General features: G+C 70.7%; 24 protein-coding genes. 16 read left to right on the top strand and 8 right to left on the bottom strand.

What is annotated here, in order from left to right:
* Window positions 1-215: arginine deiminase-related protein (locus tag O2L01_RS23615; RefSeq protein ID WP_270124508.1), on the top strand; the 215-nt coding region annotated here is incomplete at its 5' end.
* A gap of 156 nt (window positions 216-371) precedes the next feature.
* On the opposite strand, the gene O2L01_RS23620 is transcribed toward O2L01_RS23615, so the two are convergent.
* Together O2L01_RS23620 and O2L01_RS23625 are read right to left on the bottom strand one after the other, a co-directional pair.
* On the bottom strand, window positions 372-1,217 hold the full coding sequence (locus O2L01_RS23620; protein ID WP_270122778.1) for a hypothetical protein: 846 nt from the start codon (window positions 1,215-1,217) through the stop codon (window positions 372-374).
* Window positions 1,218-1,348: 131 nt separating this feature from the next.
* Window positions 1,349-2,077: a hypothetical protein gene (locus O2L01_RS23625; protein ID WP_270122777.1), complete on the bottom strand. Its 729-nt coding sequence runs from the start codon at window positions 2,075-2,077 to the stop codon at window positions 1,349-1,351.
* A 229-nt stretch (window positions 2,078-2,306) separates the two neighbouring features.
* Here O2L01_RS23625 and pdhA point away from each other — a divergent pair, with 229 nt between their 5' ends.
* The 9 genes from pdhA (at window position 2,307) to pstB (ending at window position 13,762) form a co-directional block, all read left to right on the top strand.
* Window positions 2,307-3,461: a pyruvate dehydrogenase (acetyl-transferring) E1 component subunit alpha gene (pdhA, locus tag O2L01_RS23630; RefSeq protein WP_270122776.1), complete on the top strand. Its 1,155-nt coding sequence runs from the start codon at window positions 2,307-2,309 to the stop codon at window positions 3,459-3,461.
* Complete coding sequence (locus tag O2L01_RS23635) at window positions 3,458-4,432, top strand: alpha-ketoacid dehydrogenase subunit beta (RefSeq protein WP_270122775.1); 975 nt, start codon at window positions 3,458-3,460, stop codon at window positions 4,430-4,432. The genes pdhA and O2L01_RS23635 overlap by 4 nt, the downstream gene beginning before the upstream one ends.
* Before the next feature lie 9 nt (window positions 4,433-4,441).
* Window positions 4,442-5,755 carry a dihydrolipoamide acetyltransferase family protein gene (locus tag O2L01_RS23640; protein WP_270122774.1) on the top strand — a complete coding sequence of 438 codons (1,314 nt, stop codon included), beginning with the start codon at window positions 4,442-4,444 and terminating at the stop codon, window positions 5,753-5,755.
* A gap of 431 nt (window positions 5,756-6,186) precedes the next feature.
* Window positions 6,187-7,695 carry a hypothetical protein gene (locus O2L01_RS23645; protein ID WP_270122773.1) on the top strand — a complete coding sequence of 503 codons (1,509 nt, stop codon included), beginning with the start codon at window positions 6,187-6,189 and terminating at the stop codon, window positions 7,693-7,695.
* Window positions 7,696-7,824: 129 nt separating this feature from the next.
* Window positions 7,825-9,366: a recombinase family protein gene (locus tag O2L01_RS23650; RefSeq protein WP_270122772.1), complete on the top strand. Its 1,542-nt coding sequence runs from the start codon at window positions 7,825-7,827 to the stop codon at window positions 9,364-9,366.
* 58 nt (window positions 9,367-9,424) lie between these two features.
* A complete protein-coding gene (locus tag O2L01_RS23655) occupies window positions 9,425-11,215 on the top strand; it encodes an NHL domain-containing thioredoxin family protein (RefSeq protein ID WP_270122771.1) in 1,791 nt (596 codons plus the stop codon).
* 136 nt (window positions 11,216-11,351) lie between these two features.
* Window positions 11,352-11,540 carry a hypothetical protein gene (locus O2L01_RS23660; RefSeq protein ID WP_270122770.1) on the top strand — a complete coding sequence of 63 codons (189 nt, stop codon included), beginning with the start codon at window positions 11,352-11,354 and terminating at the stop codon, window positions 11,538-11,540.
* 330 nt (window positions 11,541-11,870) lie between these two features.
* Window positions 11,871-12,722: a DUF6042 family protein gene (locus O2L01_RS23665; protein ID WP_270122769.1), complete on the top strand. Its 852-nt coding sequence runs from the start codon at window positions 11,871-11,873 to the stop codon at window positions 12,720-12,722.
* 161 nt (window positions 12,723-12,883) lie between these two features.
* Window positions 12,884-13,762: a phosphate ABC transporter ATP-binding protein PstB gene (gene pstB, locus O2L01_RS23670; RefSeq protein WP_374727634.1), complete on the top strand. Its 879-nt coding sequence runs from the start codon at window positions 12,884-12,886 to the stop codon at window positions 13,760-13,762.
* A 143-nt stretch (window positions 13,763-13,905) separates the two neighbouring features.
* Here the strand turns inward: pstB and O2L01_RS23675 are convergent, their stop codons facing one another.
* Together O2L01_RS23675 and O2L01_RS23680 are read right to left on the bottom strand one after the other, a co-directional pair.
* The gene (locus O2L01_RS23675) at window positions 13,906-14,904 is read right to left on the bottom strand and encodes a hypothetical protein (protein WP_270122768.1); all 999 of its coding nucleotides are present in this window, start codon (window positions 14,902-14,904) and stop codon (window positions 13,906-13,908) included.
* 189 nt (window positions 14,905-15,093) lie between these two features.
* Window positions 15,094-16,539: an aldehyde dehydrogenase family protein gene (locus O2L01_RS23680; RefSeq protein WP_270122767.1), complete on the bottom strand. Its 1,446-nt coding sequence runs from the start codon at window positions 16,537-16,539 to the stop codon at window positions 15,094-15,096.
* A gap of 206 nt (window positions 16,540-16,745) precedes the next feature.
* Between O2L01_RS23680 and O2L01_RS23685 the strand changes: the two genes are divergently transcribed.
* Window positions 16,746-17,459 (top strand): hypothetical protein, encoded by a 714-nt coding sequence (locus O2L01_RS23685; protein ID WP_270122766.1) that lies wholly within the window; start codon window positions 16,746-16,748, stop codon window positions 17,457-17,459.
* A 206-nt stretch (window positions 17,460-17,665) separates the two neighbouring features.
* Here O2L01_RS23685 and O2L01_RS23690 read toward each other — a convergent pair whose 3' ends face one another.
* Together O2L01_RS23690 and O2L01_RS23695 are read right to left on the bottom strand one after the other, a co-directional pair.
* Window positions 17,666-17,971, bottom strand: coding sequence for a DUF3073 domain-containing protein (locus O2L01_RS23690; RefSeq protein ID WP_270124576.1), 306 nt, complete (start codon window positions 17,969-17,971; stop codon window positions 17,666-17,668).
* A 310-nt stretch (window positions 17,972-18,281) separates the two neighbouring features.
* Window positions 18,282-19,352, bottom strand: coding sequence for a Glu/Leu/Phe/Val dehydrogenase dimerization domain-containing protein (locus O2L01_RS23695; protein ID WP_270124509.1), 1,071 nt, complete (start codon window positions 19,350-19,352; stop codon window positions 18,282-18,284).
* A gap of 151 nt (window positions 19,353-19,503) precedes the next feature.
* Here O2L01_RS23695 and O2L01_RS23700 point away from each other — a divergent pair, with 151 nt between their 5' ends.
* From O2L01_RS23700 to O2L01_RS23715, 4 genes are all read left to right on the top strand, one after another.
* The gene (locus O2L01_RS23700) at window positions 19,504-20,340 is read left to right on the top strand and encodes a hypothetical protein (protein ID WP_270124510.1); all 837 of its coding nucleotides are present in this window, start codon (window positions 19,504-19,506) and stop codon (window positions 20,338-20,340) included.
* 205 nt (window positions 20,341-20,545) lie between these two features.
* A complete protein-coding gene (locus O2L01_RS23705; protein ID WP_205328228.1) occupies window positions 20,546-20,767 on the top strand; it encodes a BldC family transcriptional regulator in 222 nt (73 codons plus the stop codon).
* 510 nt (window positions 20,768-21,277) lie between these two features.
* A complete protein-coding gene (locus tag O2L01_RS23710) occupies window positions 21,278-21,805 on the top strand; it encodes a hypothetical protein (protein WP_270124511.1) in 528 nt (175 codons plus the stop codon).
* A 1-nt stretch (window position 21,806) separates the two neighbouring features.
* Window positions 21,807-22,673 (top strand): PrsW family intramembrane metalloprotease, encoded by an 867-nt coding sequence (locus O2L01_RS23715; protein ID WP_270124512.1) that lies wholly within the window; start codon window positions 21,807-21,809, stop codon window positions 22,671-22,673.
* Window positions 22,674-23,239: 566 nt separating this feature from the next.
* Here the strand turns inward: O2L01_RS23715 and O2L01_RS23720 are convergent.
* Window positions 23,240-24,142, bottom strand: coding sequence for an HhH-GPD family protein (locus O2L01_RS23720; RefSeq protein WP_270124513.1), 903 nt, complete (start codon window positions 24,140-24,142; stop codon window positions 23,240-23,242).
* A gap of 92 nt (window positions 24,143-24,234) precedes the next feature.
* Between O2L01_RS23720 and O2L01_RS23725 the strand changes: the two genes are divergently transcribed.
* The gene (locus O2L01_RS23725) at window positions 24,235-24,897 is read left to right on the top strand and encodes a hypothetical protein (protein WP_270124514.1); all 663 of its coding nucleotides are present in this window, start codon (window positions 24,235-24,237) and stop codon (window positions 24,895-24,897) included.
* 11 nt (window positions 24,898-24,908) lie between these two features.
* Here the strand turns inward: O2L01_RS23725 and disA are convergent, their stop codons facing one another.
* Window positions 24,909-26,036 (bottom strand): DNA integrity scanning diadenylate cyclase DisA, encoded by a 1,128-nt coding sequence (gene disA / locus O2L01_RS23730; protein ID WP_374727633.1) that lies wholly within the window; start codon window positions 26,034-26,036, stop codon window positions 24,909-24,911.
* Window positions 26,037-26,046: the final 10 nt, after the last annotated feature.

Below are 26,046 nucleotides of genomic sequence, written 5' to 3' on the forward strand. Positions count from 1 at the left end.
TCTTCCCCGACGCGGTGATCGCCGACGCCGAGGACGCCGCCGGGTTCGGCCTGAACTTCGTGTCGGACGGCCGCAACGTCGTCATCAACGCCGAGGCCGTCGGCTTCGCCGAGAAGCTCCGCGCCGCCGGGTACGAGACCGTCCCCGTCGACCTCTCCGAGCTCAAGAAGGGCGGCGGCTCCGTCAAGTGCTGCACCGCCGAACTGCGCCGGTGACCGGACCGCAGTAGTACCGAGAACCGACCGTGGGGGGGGGGGGGCCCCCCCCCCCCCACGGCCTTTCGGGGGGATCGGGTCTTGAGGATGCGGGCCGCGTCCTGCCAGGCGTGCGCGAGCCGCCTGCACTGCCCGCATCCCGGTCTCAGCGGGGGCTCACGCCGTGGCCATCGTGCTCTCGAGGTCGGACGCCTGGAAGCCCGTGGGCCGCTGCGGCACGGCTCGCGGCCTGCTCGCGTTGATCGCGGTGTCGCGCACCGGAAGCGCGGGACGCTCGTCGACCGCCACCACCGGCGGCAGGAACGATCGCTGCTGCGGCGGCTGCACTCGCGCGGCGGCCGTGAGGCGCGGGTTCGGGGCGGGGAACGGGCTCGTCGGGTGGACGGCGCCGACCGGCAGGACCTCCGCCAGCGCGGTCCGCGCGAGCGCGGTCCTGACGAGCGAGACGGTGTCCTCGGTCCGGTCCGTCGCCGCGTCGTCGACCAGGTCGAGGTCGGCGAAGATCGAAGGATTCGCGAGGCGATCGGTCGCGGGCCGGGAGTCGGCCTTGGGGCGGCGGAACGCGCGCGCCAGCAGCGCGTCGATCCGCCAGACGCGCTTGGCGTGGGCCGCCGGTAGCCAGAAGTGCCAGCGGCGCGGCTCGGTCTCGCCGGGTCCTTCGAGGACGGTGAAGTTGAGTTCGACGCCGGGTCCGGCCGGGTCGGCCGACCAGCGCAGGTTCTCGATCGCGGCCACCGGCGCGTCGAGGCAGAGGCGGACGCGGCTGAGGAGTCGCGATTGGCGGGTGACGACCATGCGCTCGCCGGTGAGCATGAGGACGTGGTCGCCGCTGCCGAGTCCGTCGGAGCCGACGCAGCGGCTGAGCAGGGACACCTGGTCGCCGGGCGCGATGTTGCGGCGCAGGAGGGAGACGTGCCGGGTCAGGGCCGTAGAGGTCAGGCCCGCCTCGGCCGAACAGGCGAGCATCGTGCGGGAGAAAAGGTCCATTTGCTTGTACCCCACAGAAAATCCGTGTGCCGTCACTGCGACGCGCTCTCAGAGGGAGTAACGGCAATCCGCATATGCAAGTTACGGCTACGGGGTGGCCTTCCCCACAACTCACTCCTTCGGGCGAGTCGCTGGACCGGCCGGACTCAGTCCTCGATGCCTGTCGAAGCGCCGGGCGCGGGTTCGGAGGCGGCGTCGGACGGGTCCTCGGGTTCGAGCTCGGGCTCGGTGGGCGCGTCGAATTCGAGGTCGAGTTCGATGTCGGCCTGGTCGAAGATGACGTCCAGGTCAATGTCCAGTTCGGGCAGGTCGGGACGGTCCCAGTCGTCGCCGTTTCCCCGGCCCTGACCTTGCCCCTGACCTTGCCCCTGACCCCGGCCTTGACCTTGACCTTGACCTTGGCCTTGGCCTTGGCCTTGGCCTTGACCCTGGCCTTCGCCGTTTCCGTTGCCGCCGTTGTGGTCCGTACCGGCGTTCCCGCCCGGGGCGGCTTCCTCGCGACCGCAGTCGTCGTCCTCGTCCTCGACCGGGACCAGTTGCGGAGGCGTGCTCGCTTCGGTCGCCGCTTCCTCGCGCGGGTCGCGCTCGGGCAGTTCGTCGGCGTCGACGATGCGTTCGGCCTGCGGCTCGGCGGGGCTGACGGCGATCTGCGGTTCGTGCCCGGGCCCGGCGGGGCCGAGCGAGCCTTCGTCGCCCCCGGTGACGCCGAAGGGGTCGGGGGTCTCGGCCTCGATGACCACGGTCTGGGGGTCGTAGCCGAGCGGTTCGGTGCCGTCGCCGCCGCCGTAGAGGTCCTTCGCGAAGGTCCATCCGATCAGGGAGAAGGACGCCACGGTCCCGGCGCTCACGCCGACCATGGCGAACCAAATTCCCACCGGCCAGTGTCCCCCCTGGTCGCTGCCTCTGCGGCGCACCGCGCGCTCCTTCCCGCCACCCCCGTGCGACGAAACGGCCGTTCAGGACCGATGATGTCGATGGCTCGACCGATCACTACTGTGCGTCAGTCCGTCGACTCGAATAGTAATGGGGCGGCGGCTATGGCGCGCACCACCCAAGACTTTGGGATGCTTGGATACACCGGAATACGAATATGAGGAGGCATCAATGGGCGACACACAGCGTCCTGCCAAGAAGGCGGCCAAGAGCCGTCCGAAACCCGCCTCAGCGAACGAACCAGAGTTCGTGCAACTGCTGACTCCGGAGGGTCAGCGCGTCAAGCATCCCGACTACGACATCTCCCTCACCGACGACGAGTACCGCAGCCTCTACCGCGACCTCGTCATCACCCGCGAGCTGGACGCCCAGGGCACGGCCCTGCAGCGCCAGGGCCAGCTCGGCCTGTGGCCGAGCCTCCTCGGCCAGGAGGCCGCGCAGGTCGGCTCCGGCCGGGCCCTCAAGCCCCAGGACACGGTCTTCCCGGCCTACCGGGAGCTCGGCGTCCAGTGGTGCCGCGGCATCGACCTCATCTCGTCGTTCGCGCTCTTCCGCGGGACCGACCTCGGCGGGCGCGACGTCGCCGCCGACCGCTTCAACATGTACGCGATCGTGATCGCCTCCCAGACCCTGCACGCCGCCGGCTACGCGATGGGCGTGGCCATGGACGGCGCGGTCGGGAACGACGACGGCGAGGCCGTCGTGGTCTACCACGGCGACGGCGCCACGAGCGAGGGCGACTTCAACGAGGCGCTGATCTGGGCCGGGGTGTTCAACTCCCCGCTGGTGCTGTTCTGCCAGAACAACCAGTACGCGATCTCGGAGACGAACGCCCGCCAGTTCCGGCTGCCGCCGTACCGCCGCGCCGAGGGCTTCGGCGTCCCGGGGATCCTCGTGGACGGCAACGACGTCCTGGCGACCTACGCGGTCACGCAGTCCGCGCTCGACCGCGCCCGCCGCGGCGAGGGCCCCAGCCTCGTCGAGGCCTACACGTACCGCATGCAGCCGCACACGACCTCCGACGACGCCACGCGCTACCGCGACGAGGCCGAGCTGGACTTCTGGCGCGCGAAGGACCCGATCGTCCGCTACCGCAAGTGGCTGACCGCCGAGGGCCTGGCCGACGAGTCCTATTTCGCCGCGGTCGACACCGAGGCCGGCGAGCAGGTCCGGGCGCTGCGCGCCCGCGTCATGGCGCTCACCGACCCGGAGGTGACCGAGATGTTCGACAACGTGTACGCCGAGATGCCCGCCGGCATCGCGGCCCAGCGGGCGGAGGCGGTCGACTTCCAGGCCTCCCTCGAGGAAGGGAGCGACGTCCGATGACCACCATGTCCATGATCAAGGCCTTGAACGAAGGCCTGCGGCGCGTCCTGGAGGACCAGCCGAAGTCCCTCGTCATGGGCGAGGACGTGGGCCGCCTCGGCGGCGTCTTCCGCGTCACCGACGGCCTGCAGAAGGACTTCGGGTCCGACCGCATCATCGACACCCCCCTGGCCGAGTCGGGCATCATCGGCACCGCGATCGGCCTGGCCCTGCGCGGCTACCGCCCGATCTGCGAGATCCAGTTCGACGGCTTCGTCTACCCCGCCTTCGACCAGCTGGTCTCCCAGCTCGCGAAGATCCCGAACCGCTCCGGCGGCCGCGTGCGCCTGCCCGTGGTCGTGCGCATCCCCTTCGGGGGCGGCATCGGCGCGATCGAGCACCACTCGGAGTCCCCCGAGGCGTACTTCGCGCACACCGCCGGCCTCAAGGTCGTCACCTGCTCGAACCCGGCCGACGCCTACTGGATGATCCAGCAGGCCGCCGCCGGCGACGACCCGGTGATCTTCTTCGAGCCGAAGCGCCGCTACCACTCCAAGGGCGAGGTCGACACCGAGAGCTCCGAGCTCGACCTCTACCGCGCCCGCACCGTCCGCGAGGGCCGCACCGCGACCCTGATCGCCTACGGCCCCACCGTGGACGTGGCCGCGAACGCCGCCGCCGCGGCGGCCGAGGAAGGCCTGGACCTCGAGGTCATCGACCTGCGCGCGCTCTCCCCGATCGACTGGGAGCCGCTGTTCGCGTCGGTCCGCAAGACCGGCCGCGCCGTCGTCGTCCACGAGGCGCCCGGCAACATCGGCCTCGGCGCCGAAGTGGCCGCGCGCATCTCCGAGGAGTGCTTCTACTCCCTGGAGTCCCCCGTCCTGCGGGTGACCGGCTATGACGTCCCTTATCCGGCGAGCCGCCTCGAAGACGACTACCTTCCGAACCTGGACCGGGTGCTCGACGCCGTCGACCGGTCGCTCGAGTACTGAGGAGCGGACATGGGTCAGAGGATCACGTTCAACCTGCCCGACCTCGGTGAGGGTCTCACCGAGGGCGAAGTCGCCGCGTGGCTCGTGGAGCCGGGCGGCGAGGTCAAACTCAACCAGCCCTTCGTGGAGGTCGAGACCGCCAAGGCCCTCGTCGAGGTGCCCAGCCCCTACGACGGGGTGCTCGCCGAGCACCACGCCGAAGCGGGCGAGACGATCGACGTCGGCAAGCCCCTCGCGAGCTTCGAGGTCGAAGGCGCCGAGGCGCCCCCGGCCGAGAAGAAGAAGGACGAGCGCACGCCCAACCTCGTGGGGTACGGCGCGCGCGAGGCCGGCTCGAAGCGCCGCAAGCGCCGCTCGGGCGAGACCCCGCCGGCCCCTGCGGCCGCGGCCCCCGCCGCTGTCGTCCCGGCGGCTCCGGTCGCGCCGCCCGCGCCCGCCCCCGCGGCGTCCGGACCGGTGCTCGCCAAGCCCCCGGTGCGCAAGCTCGCCAAGGACCTCGGCGTCGACCTCGCCTCGGTCGTCCCGACCGGACCGAACGGCACGGTCTCCCGGTCCGACGTCGAAGCCGCAGTCGCAGCTCCGGTGTCGGCCGCGGCTCCGGTCCGCGTCACCGCGTCCGCCGAAGACCAGCGCATCCCCATCAAGGGCGTCCGCAAGCTCACAGCGCAGAACATGGTCGCGTCGGCGTTCACCGCGCCGCACGCCACGGTGTTCCTCACCTGCGACGTCACCGGCATGATGGAGACGGTCAAGGAGTTCAAGGGCCGCAAGGAGTTCGCTGACGTCAAGGTCACTCCGCTGCTGTTCGTGGCCAAGGCGGTCCTGCTGGCCGCCCGCCGCCACCCGATGATCAACGCCCAGTGGGACGAAGCAGCCCAGGAGATCGTCGTGAAACACGACGTGAACCTCGGCATCGCCGCCGCCACCCCGCGCGGCCTGGTCGTCCCGAACGTCAAGGCCGCGCAGAACCTGAGCCTCGTCGAACTGGCCGGGGCCCTCACCTCGCTGGCGCGCACCGCCCGCGAGGGGAAGACCTCGCCGGCCGACATGTCCGGCGGCACCATCTCGATCACCAACGTCGGCGTCTTCGGCATCGACACGGGCACCCCGATCCTCCCTCCGGGGGAGTCGGCGATCCTCGTGTTCGGCGCCGTCCGGCCGCAGCCGTGGGTGCACGAGGGCGAGATCGCCGTCCGTCAGGTGACCACGCTCGGACTGTCCTTCGACCACCGGCTCATCGACGGGGAACTCGGCTCGCAGTTCCTCGCCGACGTCGGCTCGTTCCTGCAGCACCCTGGGGAAACACTGCTCGCCTGGACGTGATCAAGGGCACCGAGGAATCGTTGGCGGATCACGGCGTTCGGTGTTGTAATTGAGGCACGGAAACAACGAGGAAACATAACTTCGAAGCTTCCGACGTCTCAGGCGACTGGGACCGCGAACTTTATCTCCTCCCATTGGTGCGGCGAACAGCGCCGAGTTCCCGCACCATTGAGACCCTCTCCAGGGGGTTCTCACACCGGCCCGGTGCCGCGTTTGCCATGAGGGGTGGGCAAACCGCTGGCACCGGGCCTTTTTCTATGCCTCCATTCGCCACGGACCCCCCGCGGCCGTCCTATCGCGAGGCTCCCGCTCCGCCTTCCCGTGCCCGGTCACTAACCCTGTCGAGTGATCGCGAGCGCCGCTGCGGTACCGTGTGACGCGTCTGGCGTGCCCCCAAGACGCCAGGCCGGAAGCAGCATTGAGGAGCAGCCGTGACCTCCGAGCAAGGCAACCCGCCTGAAAAGGGCGAGGGCAGCGAAGACCAGAACGCAGCCGAGCGGGTCCCCGAGACCGACGCCGCGGCGACCCCGAGTCCAGAGCCGGCGACCGCCGACGACCAGGGCACCGCCACCGAGACCACCGCTGCCGACGAGAGCGAGGCCGAGCCCGCGCCCGCCGCAGACACGGCCGCCCCCGAGGCGCCGGCCGCCGAAGCCGCTCCGGAACCCGAAGCGCCGCAGGCCGAAGCCCCTGAGGCACCCGCCGAGCCTGAGGCCCCCGCTGCGCCTTCGGTCGACGAGGGCGCCACCGAGTCGGTCTCGACCTCCGCGCTCGCGGACGCCGAGATCCCGGCCGCTCCCGCCGCCGACAACCCCGCCGCCGACAACCCTGTCGCGGACGCCGCGCCGGAACCCGAAGCGCCGCAGGCGGCCCCCGAGCCGCAGCAGGTCGACGAGGGCGTCACGCAGGCGATCCCGACCGCTTCGTCGATCGACATCGACATCCCGGCTGCTCCCGCAGCCGACAACGCGCCCGAGCAGGTCGCCCCGGCCGCGCCGGAACCGCCTGCCGCGCAGGCGCCTCCGTCGTCCCCGCAGTACGACCAGGACGGCACGCAGATCCTGCGCCTCGGCCCGTCCTCCTCGCCGCCCGCGAGCCAGCCGTCTCCGCCGCCGGCCCCCGCGGCGCAGCCGTACGAGGAGCGCACGCAGGTGCTGCCGCCCCAGGGCGTCTCGGGCTTCAACGCGCCCGCGCCCTACGGCGAGCAGGCGGCCCAGTCGCCCTCCTCGGCATGGCCTTCGCCGCCGCCGAACCCGCTGACGAACCCGGACGCCCAGGCGCCCGCGCCGGCCCCGCACCCGATGCAGGCCCCCGGTGCCGTCCCGCCCCCGCCGCCTCCGGCCAACCCCTATGCGCAGCAGCCGCAGTCGGCCTACCAGGCGCCGCCGCCGGCCGCCCCGCCGACGCAGTCGGACGACACGCAGAAGCTCATCATCGGCGCGCACAACCCGCACAGCGAGCCGCCGTCGGCGGCGATGGGCGGGTACGACCCGAACCAGCAGTCGCAGCCGCAGATGGCCCCCCAGTACTCGCAGCCGGGCATGCCGCCCGGCTCGGTCCCGCCCGGCCAGTACCCGCCGCAACCGGCCCAAGGCGGTGGCGGCTCGAAGAAGAAGCTGCTGCCGATCCTCGCGATCGTCGCCGCGCTCGTCGTGGTCGCGGCCGGTGTGGGCGTGTACTTCCTGCTGTTCGCCGCGCCGAAGTTCGAGGAGGACGGCTGCGTCCGCCACACGAGCGGCGACCAGGCCGAGGCCATCGACTGCGCCGACGCCAAGGAAGGCGAGGACTACGAGATCGTGCAGAAGGTCGGCGACGGCCAGGAATGCGCCGACGCGGGCCGCGAGACCCTCACCGTGGGCGAGGACGTCTACTGCCTCAGCCTCCTCGGCGCCCCCGCCGAGGGCGAGGGCGGCGCGGAGCCGAGCGAAGACGCTTCCTAGCAGTCAGAGTTGCAGCAGTGGGGGGGGGGGGCGGCGCCGCCCCCCCCCCCCACTGCTTTGCAACTCAGTTGCTCCTACTCAACACCATCGAGTGATGCTTTGCTGGAGGATCCTAGCTAGCCTCGAGTGGTGACAGCGCGCAACGTAGCCGATCTGTATCTTCGAGTTTCGTCCAACCGAGAAGGACACTCCGGCATCGAGCGGCAAGAGGCCGACTGCCGAGAATGGGCTGCACGGAACGGTTTTGCCGTGCGCAAGGTGCATGTAGATCGCGGTCGCTCCGCTTTCAAGGCGGTGCGCCGCACCGGATTTTCGGATGCGATCACCGCCATCGCCGCAGGCGTGGCCGATGCGCTCATCGTCTGGAAGCTCGACAGGTTGTCCCGCCGCGGAATCACCGAGGTGGCGGCGCACCTGGACAAGTTTCAGAAGGCTGGTGCGCGCTTCGTGTCGGTGATGGACAAGCTCGACACCGACGAGAAATCTGCCAGGGATGTGATGATGCTGCTGGCGGATCTCGCTCGCGCGGAGTCCGAGAACACGAGCATGCGTGTCGAGAGCGCAAAGCGGCATCTCCGGGAAGCGGGCAAATGGGCCGGAGGCCGACCTCCATACGGACTCAAGGTGGACCGGGAGACACAGAGGTTGGTCCCCGATCCGGAGACCGCTGTTCATGCCCGCCTGATCGCCGACGAGGCACTGGCCGGATCGACGCTGGTTGAGATCGCCCGCCTGCTCAATGGGCACGGAATCGAATCGCCGAGAGGCGGGGAGTGGAACTCTTCGACGGTTCTCCAGCTTCTGAAGTCGCCTGCATTCGCAGGAATCATGCCGCGGACTGAGACTGCCGTGTCCGCGGACGGGACCCGGAAGTACGGGCATCGTGTTCATCCTTGGATCGACCCGGTGACCCTGATGCCGGTATCCATCGGTGAGGGAGTGATCGGAGTCGAGGAGCGCGAGATCATTCTCCGGAAGATCGCGAGCCGGAGTCTCTCGTTCGCAGGCAGCCGGACGGGTCGGAACCACAGTCCGGCCCTGCTGACAGGGCTTGCCCGATGTGGCCGGTGCGGGTCTCGGATGAGCAAAGCCGGTACTTCGTACCAGTGCTCTCGGCACCGAATGGGTCGCGACTGTGCAGGCGTTTCTGTGCAGGTCAAGAGCTTCGATCGTTATGTCGAGAACGCGGTTCGGACCCGAGCGGCCGAGCTGCAGCCGGGCGATTCGCTGATGGAAGTGGTGCTCGACCGGGTCGCCAGACGAAGCCATCCCGAGCTCCATGAGAGGCGCGATGTGATTCGACAGGAGATCTCGACACTCGAGAAACGAAGATTCGAGCTTGAAGAAGCCAGATACCTGCGAGGTGAATTCGGCGGTGAGGAAGGAGCCAACCGCTATTCGCTGATTGCGGACCACCTGCACGAGCGGCTCGAGCGACTTCGCCAAGCGGCAGCGCATGCTTCGCTGGCGCTAGCGAGTCGACCGGCGCGCTGCGAAGAGGAGCTGGTGTGGATGGTCGAGCGAGCCGATTCGCCGGAGGAGCGAAGGGAGGTGCTCGCGCTGTTCGTCGATCGTGCGGAGGTGCAACCTGGTCGTGTCGGTGCCAGGTTCGACGGTGATTCGAGGGTCGCGATCACGTGGGCGGAAGCAGGAGTTCCCACAGACTCCTGACGTGATGGATTTCTCGAACTACTGGGCTCCCGATCACGGCAGTGGCAGCCTTGAGCCCATGACGAAGCCCGCTCGAGTCCGCGCCGCCGAGCTGCGGGGGCGCTCCTGGTTGAACACTGGTGGACGGGACCTCTCCCTGGCGGATCTCAGAGGGCGTGTCGCCATCATCGACTTTTGGACCTTCTGCTGCATCAACTGCCTCCACGTCCTCGACGAGCTCCGCCCGCTCGAGGAGAAGTACGGTGACGCGCTCGTCATCATCGGCGTCCATTCCCCGAAGTTCGAGCACGAGCGCGACCCGCAGGCGCTCGCCGCGGCCGTCGAGCGCTACGGTGTCGAGCACCCCGTCCTCGACGATCCCAACTTGACCACATGGGATGCGTTCGCTGCACGGGCTTGGCCGACGCTGGTAGTGATTGATCCCGCCGGCTATGTGGTCTCAACGATGGCCGGCGAGGGACATCTCGAAGCGCTCGATGCGATCGTGGGTGAGCTGGTCGCTGAGCACACCGCCGATGGAACTCTCGACACCGCTGGTTCGCTCTACGTGGCCGCCCCGCCCGCCGAGACCGCACTCCGCTTCCCCGGCAAGGCGATCGAGCTCCCGGGCGGCGACGTCCTCGTCACCGACTCGGCCCGCCACCGCCTCGTGCGCCTCGCCCCCGACCTCGAGACCGTCGTGTCCGTGATCGGCACCGGCGAACGCGGCCGCGCCGACGGCACCGAAGCCCAGTTCAACGAGCCGCAGGGCCTCGCGCTCCTCCCGGCCGAGGTCGCGGCCGAGGCCGGCTACGACCTCGTCGTGGCCGACACCGTCAACCACCTCCTGCGCGGCGTCCGCCTCGCCGACGGCCACGTCACCACCGTCGCCGGCACCGGCAAGCAGTGGCGCATGGACAACGGCACCGCCGACGCCCTCGAAGTGGACCTCTCCTCGCCCTGGGACCTCGCCTGGTTCGAAGGCGAACTCATCATCGCCATGGCCGGCATCCACCAGCTCTGGTCCTTCGACCCGCTCGCCCGCACCGCCGGCGTCTACGCGGGCACCACCGTCGAGAGCCTCAAGGACGGCCCCCTCGACCAGGTCTGGATGGCGCAGCCCTCCGGCCTCGCCGCCACCGCCGACCGCCTCTGGCTCGTCGACTCCGAGACCTCCGCGCTCCGCTACGTCGAGCGCGGCGCCATGCACACCGCGGTCGGCCAGGGGCTCTTCGACTTCGGGCACGTCGACGGCCCCGCCGCCGACGCCCTCATGCAGCACCCGCTCGGCCTCGCGGTCCTCCCCGACGGCCGCGTCGCCGTCGCCGACACCTACAACGGCGCCCTCCGCGCCTACGACCCGAGCACCGAAACGGTCGCGACCCTCGCCGCGGACCTCGCGGAGCCCAGCGACGTGATCGTCCTGGGCGGCAAGGTCGTCGTGGTCGAATCCGCCGCGCACCGCCTCACCGCGCCCGACCTCGGCGAGGCCGCCGTCTCCGGGCAGCACCACCGGGTCACCCGCAAGCGCACCAAGGTCGCCCCCGGCGCGCTGCGCCTCGAAGTCCTCTTCGAACCGGCCGCCGGCCAGAAGCTCGACTACACGTTCGGCTCCCCGATCCAGGTCACGATCTCGGCCGACCCGCCGCAACTCCTCGCCGAGGGCGCGGGGAAGGGCGAGGAGCTGGGCCGCGACCTCGTACTCGCCGACGGCATCGAGAAGGGCGTCCTGCAGGTGGTCGCGCAGGCGGCGACCTGCGACGCCGAGGCCGAGCACCCGGCGTGCCACCTCACCCGCCAGGACTGGGGCGTCCCGATCGAGATCGCCGAGGACGGCGTCTCGACCCTCCGCCTGGTCCTGCGGGCCTGAACCCCGAGCCTGTGACCTCTTGCGGGAGCAGGTATTTCACCTGCCCGCAGCGTGTCATGAATCCGTGCGGTGCTCACGGCGCATTACGTTGTTCGGACCGCACTGCAAAGCACGTCCTATCAGGGAGGAAACCGCTGTGACCTTGGCGCCGGTGGAAGAACGCTACTCCGAGCACGAGCACTGGCTGGTGCTCAACGCCGCCGATCAGATCGTCACCGTGGGCAAGCTGCTCGAGCAGCAGGTCCGCACCCTCGAATACCTCACCCCTGAATACGCCGGCAGCCTCGCCGACTTTGAGCCGGACCTCTCTCGCCTGAACGGCTAGGCCGGCCCGGCCGTTCGGTCGAATCACGCCGGGTCGCTTCGGAGTAACGTCGGCCCGGACGCGAAAGGCGCGTCCCTCCAGAAACGGTCCGGGTTCCCCGAGAAAGGGGCACTGTCGAGACCGTGGCGGGGCCGGCAAGCCCGACGCGCGCGAGGGCCGTCCCGGCGCCGGCGCACTCTCACGGGAGCGCGTCGCAATCGGGCACTCAACGGGCACTGAGCGACTCCTGGTATCACCGCGCCGGGACGGCTCCCTCCGCGCCAATACGCTGAAAGCGAAGTCGCGCCCCAGCGGCGCTGCGGCGTCGCACCTCGCTGCTACCGTCGATGGGTGGAATCTTTCGAGAGGCCCTTCGGCGACGAGTCCGGCCCCGTCCAAGCCCCGATGCACCCCGCGTGGATCCGCATCATGCCGTGCAGCATCGAGTTGTTCCGCACCGTCCCCTCCGTGAACCCGTTCCCGGCGAGCTGGTGGGCCGACGCCTTCCCCGAGGACGACATCTGGAACGAGCCCGTCTGGTGCGACCCGGGCGACGTGGACGACTGGATCGCCGAGGCCTCCGAGCACCACCTGGGCGCGTCCCAGGAGGTCATCGAGAAGGAGGCCCGCGAGGAGTACGACCGGGCCACCGCCGAGCGCAGCGAGCGCATCGACACCTTCACCACGCACTGCCGCCGTGCCGGACTGCCCGTCCCGCACACCGTGCGCGACCTCCTCGAGTTCCTGCTCGCCCTGGGCCTGTACCGCTCCGAGATGCGCGACGGGAAGCTGTACGTCGCCCCGATGCTCTACATCAACCCGTTCGACGTGCTCGCCTTCGACAAGGTCGAGGCCATCGAGGAGGCCGCCGACCAGCGCGGGGACCTCGAGGAGCTCACGGCGATCGCGATCCGCCGCGTCGGCGGCATCGAGTACGAGTTCGACGACGAAGGGCGTTTCGTCCTCCCCGGCGGCGCGAAGTCCGCGACCGTGCAGGTGAGCCTCGCGGCGCTCGCCGAGGACTCCGGCGTGCCGGCCCCGGTGATCCGCGGGATGCTCATGGAGCTCGCCGAGGACGGGGACGTGGCCGGCTCGGTCGACATCGGCGAGGTCGGGGTGGCGGAGGAGTTCACGCTCACCGCCTCGGACGACCTGCTGGGCGGCTATCCGAACGACGAGCTGCTGCCGCCCGAGCACGCCTGAGCGCGGTCCGGGCGCCGTTGAACGGCGCCTGGACGCCTGCGACCGGGACCGCACTGCATTCACTCTCAGTTCACCTTCACGTTCACCTGCGTGCACCTGCGTGGCGTTCCATGAGGGCAGGACACGTTAACGGCGGTTGACATTCGGTGATTGGAGTTCGCGTGACCGTGAACGAGACTGGTACCCGCGCCAAGGCCCCCATCGCGGGCCTCGCCCCGGGCCGAGCGGCGCGCAGCGAAGGCTCGCTGTTCACCCCGACGCAGACCGAGACGGTCATCGACCTCAAGGGCGTCGACATCCACTACGGGAAGGCGCACGCCGTCCGCGACGTCTCGCTGCCCGTGGCGCGCAATCAGATCACCGCGATGATCGGCCCGTCCGGCTGCGGCAAGTCGACTGTGCTGCGCTCGATCAACCGCATGAACGACCTCATCCCGGGCGCGAAGGTCTCCGGCAGCATCACCTTCCACGGCAAGGACATCTACGCCTCGGGCGTCGACCCGATCGCGGTGCGCCGCCACATCGGCATGGTGTTCCAGAAGGCCAACCCGTTCCCGAAGTCGATCTTCGACAACGTCGCGTACGGCCTGCGGATCAACGGCATGAAGGACAACCTGGCCGACCGCGTGGAGCAGGCGCTCCGCGGCGCGGCGCTGTGGGACGAGGTCAAGGACAACCTGAAGAAGAGCGCCCTGGCGCTCTCGGGCGGGCAGCAGCAGCGCCTGTGCATCGCCCGCGCGATCGCCGTGCAGCCGGAGGTCCTGCTCATGGACGAGCCGTGCTCGGCGCTCGACCCGATCGCGACCGCGCGCATCGAGGAGCTCATGAGCGAGCTGGTGCGCGACTACACGATCGTGATCGTCACCCACAACATGCAGCAGGCCGCGCGCGTCTCGGACGCGACGGCGTTCTTCTCGGCGGCCGTGGACGACGCGGGCGAGCGCTACGGCTTCCTCGTCGAGTTCGACGAGACGCAGCGCCTCTTCTCCAACCCGTCCGACTCCCGCACCGAGGACTACATCACCGGCCGCTTCGGCTAGGGCCGCACCGGGACCACCGCTTACGGCGGCGCGATCGAGGGGTTCGCGCCGCCGTTCCCGTGTCCGAGGAAGCCTTGGGGAAGCGGAGCCGAGACAGCGAGAAGCGGGGCGGCCGGAGGCCGCCCCGCTTTCACGTGCGATGTCTAGACGTCGTTGCCGCAGAGGATCCCGTAGGTGCGGTTCTCGCCGTCGACCATCTTCCAGTACCAGTCGGTGCCGCAGTCCGCGCCCTTCGCTTCGGCGTCCGCGTCGGACATGTCCTTGACGGGCTCGTCGAGCATGATCGTGTCGACGACGGTGTACAGCGCCAGGCTGGAGCCGCAGTCGATGCTCCACCAGCGGTCGGCGTCGTCGAAGCAGTCGCCCACGTCCGGCATGACCGGCAGGTGCTCGGGCTCGGCCGGGTCGGGGTTGCCGACGGCCTTCATGCAGTAGAGCGAGTCGAGGCTGCCCGAGGAGTACACGTAGTCCCAGTGGGTCCACGCCTGGCCGAGCTGGTTGGCGCCCCAGCCGTCCCCGCACAGCGCGTAGACGGGTGCGGTGTCGACGATGGAGCCCTCGTCGTCGACGGCGATGTCGGCGACGTCGTAGGACTGGGCGGTGATCTCCCAGAACGCGGTCCCGTCGGAGCAGTCGACGAGCGCGCCGAGGCCGCTGCCGTCGACGTCGTACTCGTACGGGAGGCACTGCCCGACCTCGGAGCCGGCCTCCTCCTCGGCGGGGGTGGTGGCGTTCTCGTCCGGCGTGTTGTCGTTCTCGGAGGCGGACTCGGAGGTGTCGTCGCCGCCGCCTTCGGCGGTGTCGTCGTCCTTGCCCTTGAGGTTCATGGTGACGAGGAGGACGCCGCCGAGCACGAGGACCGTGGCCACGACGACGATCGTGCCGATGAGTCCGAGGTTCCGCTTCGGCGGTTCCGGCGGGAGGACGGGGCCGCCGTAAGGGCCGCCCGGGTCCTGGCCGTAAGGGGGCTGTCCGCCGCCGCCGCCGTAAGGCGGCTGCTGTCCGCCGCCCGCGCCGCCGTAGGGGGGCTGCTGCGGCTGGCTGCCGTAAGGGTTCTGGCCGCCGTTGTAAGGCGACTGGTAACCGTAGCCGGGGGTCTGCGGCTGCTCCGGCGGAGGACCGTAATTCGGAGGGACAGTCATGTCGGCCACGCTATAGGGGCCTGTCAACAATCGGCGAATCCGGGGTCGCGCGCGAGTAAGGAATGTCGCAGCTCAATGGGGACGCGTGGGGTCGAACGCCCCCGCCCGTCACCGGTGCGAGGTGACGCACCGCTCGGCGGCTTCGGGCCCGGCCGGGCCCGCCGGTGCCCGCGTGCCCGAATCAGCAGGTCAAAGAGTGTCCGGAAGGACGAGCACGCGTTCGACCGTGTAGTCCTCCATCGCGGAGCGCACGCCTTCGCGTCCCACGCCCGAGCCCTTGACCCCGCCGTACGGCATCTGGTCGGCCCGGAAGGAGGGCACGTCGCCGATGATCACGCCGCCCACGTCGAGGGTGCGGTGGGCGAGCATCGCCTGCGGCAGGCTCTCGGTGAACACGCCGGCCTGCAGCCCGTACCGGGAGTCGTTGACGGCGTTGAGCCCCGCTTCGAAGCTCTCGACGCTGGCGAGCACGAGGACGGGCCCGAAGACCTCGTCGCGCAGGACCTTCGCGTCGGGGCGCACGTTCGCGAGCACCGTGGGCTCGATGAGCGAGCCCTCGCGGGGCGTGCCTCCGCAGAGGACCTTCGCGCCTTCGTCGACGGCCTCTTCGATCCACGCCTCGACCCGCGCGGCCGCGTCGGCGCTGATGAGCGGTCCCACTTTGCAGGACGGGTCGTTCGGGTCGCCGGAGGGCAGGGCCTTGACCTGCTCGGTGATGCGGGCGGCCATGTCCGCGTAGGCGGGCGCCTCGATGAACACGCGCTGCACGGCGATGCACGACTGCCCGGCCTGGTAGTTCCCGAACATCGCGATCCGCTCGGCCGCCCAGTCCCGCTTGGGGTAGTCGGCGCTGACGAGGACGGCGGCGTTGCCGCCGAGTTCGAGCGTCACGTGCTTGTCGGGGATGCGGCGCAGGATCTGCTTGCCCACGGGCCCGGAGCCGGTGAAGGAGACGACGGGCAGGCGCGGGTCGTCCACGAGCTGGTCGGCCCGGTGGTTCGGGACGGGCAGCACGGAGAGCATCGCGGGCGGCAGGTCGGTCTCGGAGAACAGCGCGCCGAGGTGGAGCGCGGAGAGCGGCGTGGCCGGGGCGGGTTTGACGACGATCGGGCAGCCGGCGGCGATGGCCGGGCCGACCTTGTGCGCCACGAGGTTGAGCGGGAAGTTGAACGGCGAGATGCCGAGCACGGGCCCGCGCGGGAAGCGCCGCACGAGCGCCATCCGGCCTTCGGCGGCCGCGTCGGTGTCGAGCCGCTGCACTTCGCCGACGAACCGGCGTGCCTCCTCGGCCGCCCACCGGAACGTGGAGACGGCGCGGCGCACTTCGACGCGCGCCCAGGCGATCGGCTTGCCCGATTCGGCGGTGATGAGCTCGGCGCAGGTCTCGGCCTCTTCGTCGAGGCGGCGGCGCACGTGCTCGAGGGCTTCGGCCCGCACGTGGGCGGGCAGGCCCGCGCATTCGCGCGCGGCCCCCGAGGCGGCGGCGACGGCGGCCTCCACCTGCCCGGCGGTGGCCCACGAGGTGGCGCCCACCGGGGACTCGTCGTAAGGGTGGGTGACGAAGAACTCCTCCTCGCCGTGCTGCGGACGGCCTGCCACCCAGATCGGCGAAACGGGACGGAGACGTTGCGACATGCTTCCAGCCTACGGGTTCGAGTGTGTGCGGCGCTGCGGTTGGCGGGGGCGAATCCGCGCCGGAGTGGGGCGCGGCGCGCAACCCGAAGGGCCCGAAGCGGGTCGGGCGTGCACTGCGGACCGGCGCGGCGTCCGGCCGCTCCATGCAGGGGGAATCCCGTGCAACCCGGGTGCGTCCATTTGCCCGCCCAAGGCATGATGAGGACATGAGTGAACAGCAATCAGGTGCGGGGTATCCGCAGCAGCCGACCTCCGGCCAGCCCCAACAGCAGGCCTACCCCCAGGCGCCCTACGCCTCGCCGCAGGCGCAGTACCAGGCCCAGCAGCAGTACGCGGCCTATGCTCCCCCGGCCCCGTCGCTGTTCGACAAGCTCGGCGTGCCGTCCATGCCCGCGATCCTGGGTCTGTGCGGTCTCGGCGCCCTGGTGCTCGCCGGCCTCATCGCCGGCACGAGCTCCGGCGGCTCCTCCGATTTCGGCGACGGCACGGTCCTCTCCACGTTCGTCGCGGGCGAGTTCAGCGGCGACATCCTGTCGATCCTCGTGGCCGTCATCGTCATGTTCGCGCTGACGCTGTTCACCGGTGAGAAGCTGCGGAACCTGTGGAAGACGCTGGCCGTGGTCGGCGCGTCGATCTTCCTGGCGCGGCTCCTGTTCACGGTCCTGTCGCTGGGCGACGGCGACTCCGCGGCCGACGCCTCGGCCTGGATCGGCGCGCTCCTGCTCGTGGCCGCGTACGGCCTGTTCGCCGCTGGTGCGGTGATGGTCCCCGGTTCGGCCGCGGCCGCGCAGCCGGCCGCCCCGGCCGGCCCCGCGCCGCAGCCGGGCTACCCGACCGGCCAGCAGCCGGCCGTGCAGCCGCAGGCCCCGCAGGCCCCGGCGACCCAGCAGAACCCGTGGCCGCAGGCGCCGCAGCAGTAAGGCAGCCGAAGAGGCGGGGGGGGGGGGGGGGGGGGGGGGGGGGGGCGGGGGGGCCCCCCGGGGGGCCCCCCCGCCTCTTCTTTGTTCAGCTGTTGGCGTGCATCCCGAGTGCTCGGCGCCGAAGTCTTTGCTCCAGCACCTGGGGACCGGCCCGTGGGGGAGCGGTCCTTCGGGAGTCGCGCAGGGGTCGCCTGGGACACCTGCGGTCACTGGATATGGAGATTGCGGTATCGGTCGGGAGGGCCCGCCTGGTCGGCTTCGAGGAGCCGTCCGGCTAACTGCTTCTTTGGCGGGAGCCAGTCATCTTCCCGGAGCTCGTCTTCGTCTCCGTCATACCGATCGGCGTAAGCGGCGTAAGGGTCCGGCTCCTCTTCAGGAGGCTCAATGTCGACCTCGTCCTGACGACCGCCCCCGAGTTCGCGCTCCAGCGCTCGGATGTCGGTGTTCGGAGTGTGGTACTTGAGCTTACGGGCCACTTTGGTCTGCTTTGCCTTAGCTCGGCCTCGCCCCATATGGCTCGACCCCCTCGCACAGAAATCATCGGGGCAGCCGATAAGGTGCCCCGGAATGCTTGCAATCTCTTCGTGGCTCCTACGGTACAACCTCAGAGCGCAGGACTGCATCCCGGCCCATGAGTTGGGTGCCACAGATTACCGGCGATGACCACCAGACCGGGACGAACATCCGCCCGAATCGTGAGATTCGTTCTCGCTTTGCGAAGGCGCTTGACGACGCCCCGTGAGCGGAACGGTCCCCCGGCGCGCACATGCGCGCACCAGGGGACATGGTCAGCCGGTCAACCGGTCCGTCGGTGCCGGTCCATCAGTGGAAGAGCCGCACCCGCTGGAGGCGTCCGACGGCGGCCATCCGCTCCTCGGCGAGGGCGTTCGCGGCGGCGACCGGGGTGGTCCCCTCGCCCTTGGCCCGCTCGAGGATGCGCGAGGTGGTCGCGAAGATCCCGGCGGTGCGCCGCTCGGCCCGCTTGAAGTCGAACGCGCCGTCGTACTCGTCGGCGACCTGGATGACCCCGCCCGAGTTCACCACGTAGTCGGGGCAGTACAGGATCCCGGCCCGGTCGAGCTCGACGGCGATGCCCGCCTCGGCGAGCTGGTTGTTCGCCGCCCCGCACACGATCTCGGCGTCGAGGGTCTTCAGGGACCGCTCATTGAGGACCCCGCCGAGCGCGCACGGCGCGTACACGTGGATGCCCGAGGCGATGAGCTCGTCCGCGTCCGCGACGATCCGCACCTGCGGGTAGTTGTCCTTGGCCCAGTCGATCGCGGCCTGGTTCACGTCGCACGCGAGGACCTGCGCCCCGGCGTCGAGCAGGTGCGGGATGAGGTGGCGCCCGACCTTGCCGAGCCCGGCCACGCCGACCGTCCGGCCGGCGAGGTCCACCGCGCCCCACTTGTGCTGGGCCGCGGCCCGCATGCCCTGGAACACGCCGAACGCGGTGAGGATCGAGGAGTCCCCGGCGCCGCCGGCCTCGGGGCTGCGCCCGCTCACGTGGCGGGTCTCGCGGGCGACGTGGTCCATGTCCTCGACGTACGTGCCGACGTCGCACGCGGTCACGTAGCGCCCGCCGAGCGACTCCACGAAGCGCCCGTACGCGCGCAGCAGCGCCTCGCTCTTGTCGACGGCCGGGTCGCCCCAGATGACGGCCTTGCCGCCGCCGTGGTCGAGCCCCGCGATCGCGTTCTTGTAGGCCATGCCCTCGGAGAGGTGCAGGACGTCCTGGAGGGCCTCCTCCTCGGTGGCGTAGGGGTAGAAGCGGGTGCCGCCGAGGGCCGGGCCGAGGGCGGTGGAGTAGATCGCGATGATCGCGCGCAGCCCCGAATCGGGGTCGTGGCAGAACACGACCTGCTCGTGGCCGCTGCCGTCGAAGATGCTCATGGCTTGCTCTCCAGTTTCTTCTCGCGGGGGTGTCCCTGCGCCGCCGTCGCTGCGGGCACCTCCCAGGGGGCGGCCGGGTCTCGGCCGACACTCTTGTCGTAGCGCGGGTATGCCTACGCCCCCAGCATATGACTATGGAAGTATCTGCCTCGTGTACGCACCGAACGCGTCCTATCTGCGCGTCTACGAGCCGGCGGGGGCGTTCGCCGACGCCGACTACTGGCGTGCGTACGCCGCGTCGGGCCGGGCGATCGACCCCCTCGAGGGACCGCGGCTGCGCCGCGAGGCGCTGTACGAGCGGATCGGGTGGCCCTGGCGCGGCGTGCCGTCGTTCGGTCGGGACGCCTATGTCATCGACCGCGGCCGCGAGGCCGACCCTCTCATCTGCCCCTGGAACCTGCGCTACCGGATCGCCGCCTCCGCATTGGAAGTGCGGCGGCTGACCCCCGAGGCCGTGGCCGAGGCGCTGTTCCCGCCCGAGTTCCTGTCCTCCGCGGCCGAGGTGGTCGCCCTGGACGACGGCGTCGACCGCCACGACGCGCCCGCCGACTCCCATGAGCACGTCGCGTCCTGGTCCGTGCCGCTGCGCTGGTTCGCGTGCGTCCGGCCCGAGGACCGCGAGCTGGTCATCCAGCGCGGCATCGCCCAACTGCGCTACCGCACCCCGATCACGAAGGCCCGCACGGGACTCGTGGTCGCCCGTAACCTGGTGCGCGCCGAGTTCGGCGAGGGCGCCGAACTGGCCGAGGCCCTCGCCGAGACCGGCGACTGGCTCGACGGCTTCCACCGCGACTCGGTCGTGGAGCTCGACTACGGCGGGCTCGCCTCCTGCCTGGACCCCGAGGAGCTGCGGACCGAGGACTCGGTCGACCTCACCTGGCAGGCCCTCGACCACCTCGGCGCGTCCGAACCCGAGGAGGCGCAGGAGTGCTATGCGCGCCTTGTCGACCGATGGCGTGATCGTCGTCTCGCGGAGCGCCTGAACTGACCTCGGACGCGGCGGCACGGCGAGCCCGCTGCCAGCACGTTCGCATGTGGAGTGATCACTCGGATGAGCGGACCGAGCGGAAAGTCCAAGCAAAATCGGCCGTTCGGCCTATGTCGGACATCTACGACAGGCCGGACGATTGCAGAAGGAACGAATCAAGGCTCGGCGCCGGTGATTCGCAGCCCGTCTGTGGAGGAGAAGAACGATGACGACAGAGCTGAACCTTCCGGTGGAATCCGAGGCCCTGCTTACCCCGTCCGAGGTCGCCGCGATGTTCCGCGTCGACCCCAAGACCGTGACCCGCTGGGCCAAGGCCGGCAAGATCTCGGCGATCCGGACCCTCGGCGGCCACCGCCGCTACCGCGAGTCCGAGATACGCGCCCTGATCAACGGCGACATCCCCGCTCAGCGCGTCGCCGCTGAGTAGCAGCATCACCGCGGCGCTGTAGACCAGCAGCGCGGCGACGCCAGCGGAAGCGCCACCGACCAGGCACCGCCACTGGCATGAAGCAAGAGGCACCGTGGCCGACACGGTGCAGTGGAACCAGGGCCGGACCACCCTTCCGGCCGCAATGCCCCCTTCGAAGCCGCGGACGTCGGCGCCGCGCACTTCGACGATCGAGGACGCGGGCCCTCCCTCAGGGCCCGCCACCTCACAGCGAACCGCTTCCGGGCGACCGCGACGCATCGTGCTTGAACGCGCGTCGAGGCGGCGACCGTCTCACTGGACGCACCGGAAGGCCATGCTTCCGCGTCCGAGCGGCGAACCGCCGCAGGCATCCCGTTCACGAAGCGCGCACGCTTCTCGCAGGGACGCAACGCTCCCGCACCCGTCGGCGCGCGGTCGAAGCGACGTCGTTCCCCCGATCGAGCGGGCCACCTCCCATACGCGGGCGTTCCCGATGCGCCGCCGGAGATCGCGTGCCACGCTGGAACCGTGACTCGCACGAAGAGCCTCGCCATCGCCACCGCCGTCACCGCGGTGGTCCTCTTGTTCGCGCTCGCCGTGCCCCTCTTGAACAAGGCCGTCTCCCCCACCGTCGACGTCGGCGGCGAGACCTTCACGCTCGCCGGCGTCACCCTCACCGCCCCCGACGAGGTCCGGATGCGCCCCGGCTTCTACCAGCCGGAGTCCGGCCGCATCGAATTCCTTGTGGGCGAAGCGGAAGTGGACATCGCCGTCGCCGCCCCGTACGACTTCGACGCCGAGTACCTGGCCGAGGAGATGTCCCGCCTCCTCGAGGTCCAGCCCGGCGTGCAGCTCACCGAGCCGCGCGACTGCGCGGCGGACGGTGTCGAGGGCGCCGGCCGCAGCTTCGTCACCGAGACCGGCGCGGGCTTCGCGTGCGCCTTCGTCCACGACACGATCCGAGCCGAGGTCACCGCGACCGGAGCCTCACTAGACTCGGCCACTGTGGACAGAATCGACGCGCTCATCGCCCAGCTGTCCTTCGGGACCGTCTGACATGCGGATCGACCCCGCCTCCCCCGTGCAGTGGACGGCCGCGCTGCTCATCGGCGCGGCCGGCATCCTGCTCCTCTACAACACCCTCCCGGTCGCCCTCGCCTACCCGCGCGCCGGAACGACCGCCTTGGTCCTGTTCTCGCTCTTCACGATCCCGTTCTGGTGGCTGCGCGGGCGCGTCGCCGACCGCCTCGCCCTCCCGGCCGCCGCGCTCGCGATCGGCCTGGTCTGGGGAGCGACCGTGGCCGTCATGACGTCCCTGTTCGGCTCGCGCGCGCTGTACGGCCTGCTCGCCACCGCGAACGGTCCGGCGTGGGCCGAGCGGTGGTCGCCGGTGCTGGCCGCGCCGGTGGTGGAGGAGGTCGTGAAGGCCGCGGGCGTGGTCCTGGTGGTCGCGATCGCGTGGGGGCGGGTGCAGGGCGTGCTCGACGGGATCGTGCTGGGCGCGTTCTGCGGCGTGGGGTTCCAGATCGTGGAGGGGTACGCGTTCGCGATGTCGAGCACGGTCCTGAACAGGGCCGGGGACGTGGTCGAGCCGGTGATCGCGGTGTTCATCGTGCGCGGGGTGCTCGCCGGGCTGTGGAGCCACGCGGTGTTCACGGCGATCGCGGGCGCCGGGGTGGCGTACGCGGCGACGCGCCGGACGATGCGGTCGGTGTGGGTCGCGGCGGGAGCACTCGCGGGCGTGATCGCCTTGCACGCCTTGTGGAATTCGCCGCTGCTGCGGGACGGCCTGGGGCTGGGCGCGCTCGGCGTGCTGGCCGGGGTGATGCTCAAGGGCCTGCCCGCAGTGCTCATCGTCTGGTGGCTGGTCCGCTGGACGAAGCGCGCGGAGGCCCCGGCGGCGAAGGAGCCGGAGGCGGCCTGAGCGGTGCCGAGGGGTCGCCGAACGTGCGTGCCTCGGACTGGGAAGGGCCCCCGGTTTCGATGGTGCCTGAAGGGTGCGACATTCCGTGGCGCCGCTCGCTGGGGTCGCCGAAAGCGCGGTCGTCGCGGTGGGTTGGGCCCCGGTTTCGAGAGTGCCTGAGGGGTGTGACAACCGGTCAGGACATGGGGGATTCGGCGTTCGACACGCAACAATGCCGTCCCGGTCTGAGCGCGCGGTACCGAGACGGCATTGTCCGTTGCTCGGTCGCGTCCGTCGCTCAAGGCGTCCGCTCCCGCATGGGCCCGCGTTTCGTGCGTCCGGTCCGCGGTCGACGCGACGGTTCATGGCGCGAGCCGCGTCGTCGTGTTCCTGGCCGGCCGCTCGGGGGCGGCCCTGCGGTAGGCGATTCGGCCCTGGCACCGGCGGTGAGTGGACCCAGTGGTCCTTCCGGCGCCTCACTTGGTGACGAGTGAGGTTCGACCCAGGGCCGCCGATTTGAGAATCGGCGCCGACCGAGCATCGTGAAGTTCTCTCAGTTCAGACGCTACCAGCGACCGCGCGGTTTGTCACTGACTCGGGAGTTCGAATCGTCCCGATTCGTCGGTGCCGATCAGACCCTCGGTCACAAGCTGCGCGACGGCCTCGTCGAGCATCCTCCGATCCGGCCAGACAGCGTCGATCCGCTCCCGCTCGACCGGCCCGTCCGCGTCCCTGAGCAAGGCCATGACCTCGCCGCGGACGTGCCGGTTGGTGCCCTTGTACTTCTGGCGCTTGCGGCTCGGCCCGGCCGGGACCTCCTGGCCGGAGAAGCCGCACACGTCGCTCACCGGGCAGGTGCCGCACTCGGGCGCGCGCGCTTTGCACACCAGCGCGCCGAGTTCCATGAGCGCGATGGAGACGCGCGCGGCCGTGGGCGCGTCCTCGGGCAGCAGCGACTCGGCGGCGGCCAGGTCGGCTTTCGTGGTGGCGGTCCCGGCGTCGCTCTGGCCGCCGAGGCGGGCGACGACGCGGCGCACGTTCGTGTCCACGACCGCGTGCCGGCGGCCGTAGTGGAAGACCGCGACCGCCGCGGCGGTGTAGACGCCGATGCCGGGCAGCTTCTCGAGCTCGGCCGGGTCGGCGGGGACGACGCCGCCGTGGTCGGTGGCGACGATCCGCGCGCATTCCTGGAGGCGCAGGGCCCGGCGCGGGTAGCCCATGCGGCCCCATTCGCGCAGGACGTCCGCGGTCGGGGCGGCGGCGAGGTCGGCCGGGGTGGGCCAGCGCTTCATCCAGGCCTCCCAGACGGGGGCGCAGCGGGCGACCTGGGTCTGCTGGCTCATGACCTCGGAGACGAGCACGCCCCAGGCGTTGGTTCCCGGTCGGCGCCAAGGCAGTTCGGTGCGGTTGTGGGCGTCGAACCAGGGGAGGAGCCTGCCGCTCACGGTGTCGGGGGCGGGCAGTTCCGGTGTGGTGTCGGCGGCGAGCATGCCTCCCATTGTGGGTGCGAGGTCCGACAACCGTCGGCGAGGGTCGCGTGTAATTCCGCTACCGTGCGGCTCCGCTGCGTTAGCGTCCCGGCGTGCAGGGTTTCAAGGGCAAGTTCGTGAAGGGCTCGGAGCCGGAGTCGGTGTACTGGCGGCGGCGGGCGATCGTGGCCGTCGCGGTGCTGGTGCTGGTGCTGCTGGTCGTGCTGGGCCTCAACGCGCTGGGCGGCGGTGAGGAGGATCCGGCGGCGGAGGCGGACGCGGCGCAGCACGAGTGGCAGACGCCCTCGGCTTCGTCGACCTTGAACCGGCCGTTCGTGCGCGAGACGCAGCCCGCGGCCGAGCCGAGCGTGGAGCCCTCGCCGACGGTGCCGGCGGTGGAGCCGTGTGCGGCCGAGGATCTGATGCTGCAGGTGGTGGCGGCGTTCGACGAGGTGCGCTCGGGTTCGGAGGTGCCGGTGAGCGTCCTGGTCGCGAGCGGCGCGGAGACGGCGTGCACGGCGGACCTGCGCGAGGTGGCGGTCGAGCTGGCGGCCGGCGAGGACGTGGTCTATTCGACGGCGCACTGCGAGACCCCGAAGGGTGAAGAGGTCGAGTTGGCCGACGGCGCGGGGCAGACCGTGGAGTTCACGGTGGACGGCCTCGCGTCGGAGGCGGAGTGCGCGGGCGCGCGCCGGGAGCTGCCCGCCGGGGACTACGAGCTGCGGGCGCGGCTGGGCGACGCGGTCTCGGCGCCGACGAGGCTGCGCCTGACGTAGCCGCGGCTGACTCAGAGGTACCGGTCGAGGATCGAGACCTCGGCGAGGCGGGTGAGCGATTCGCGGATGCTCTGCGCCCGGCCCGGGCCGATGCCGTCGACGTCCTGCAGTTCCTCGACGGTGACGCCCAGGAGTTCGGGGAGCGCCCCGAAGTGCCCCACGACGCGTTCGATCACGGCTTCGGGGAGCCGCGGCACTTTGGCGAGCATGCGGTAGCCGCGCGGGCTGACGCGCCGGTCGAGCACGTCCGGGGAGTTGGGGTAGCCGAGCGAGCGGGCGACGGCGATGAGGTCGAGCAGTTCGGGGGAGCTCATGGCGTCGACGGTGTGGAGGGCCCGGCGGTAGTCGGCGTCGTCGGGGAGGTAGTCGCGGACGATGAGCTCGCGGTCGGTGTCGACGCCGGCCATGAGCTCGTCGAGCTGGAGGGCGAGGAGCCGTCCGTCCGTGCCGAGTTCGATGACGTGCCCTTCGACCTCGTCGGCGATGTGGCGGGCCATCTCGAGGCGCTGGAGGACGGTGACGGCGTCCCGCACCGTGACGAGGTCTTCGATCTCGAGGCTGGAGAGGCTGCCGGCGACCTCGTCGAGGCGCAGCTTGTACCGCTCGAGGGTGGCGAGGGCCTGGTTGGCGCGGGAGAGGATCTGCGTGGAGGGTTCGAGCAGGTGGTGGATCGAGCCCATGTACAGGCCGATGGTGTGCATCGACTGGCTGACCGAGATGACGGGGAAGCCGGTCTGGATGGCGACGCGTTCGGCGGTGCGGTGGCGGGTGCCCGATTCGTTCGAGTGGATCGAGGGGTCGGGCATGAGGTGGACGCCGGCGCGGACGATGCGCGAGCCGTCCGTGGTGATCACGATCGCGCCGTCCATTTTGCACAGTTCGCGCAGGCGGGTCGCGGAGAACTCGATGTCGAGCTCGAACCCGCCCGTGCAGATCTCCTCGACCTGGCTGTCGCAGCCCACGACGATGAGTGCGCCGGTGCGGCCGCGCAGGATGCGCTCCAGGCCGTCGCGGAGCGCGGTGCCGGGCGCCATGGTGGCCAGGGTCGCGCGCAGGCCCTCGTCCGGGATCGACGCCACGGGTACCCCCAATGCTGGACGTTCCGCCGGCGAGAGCGGCCGGTCGGGTGAGGCGACCATCGGCCGGCGC

Source organism: Glycomyces lechevalierae (assembly GCF_027622945.1).
Taxonomy (GTDB): Bacteria; Actinomycetota; Actinomycetes; order Mycobacteriales; family Micromonosporaceae; genus Glycomyces; species Glycomyces rutgersensis.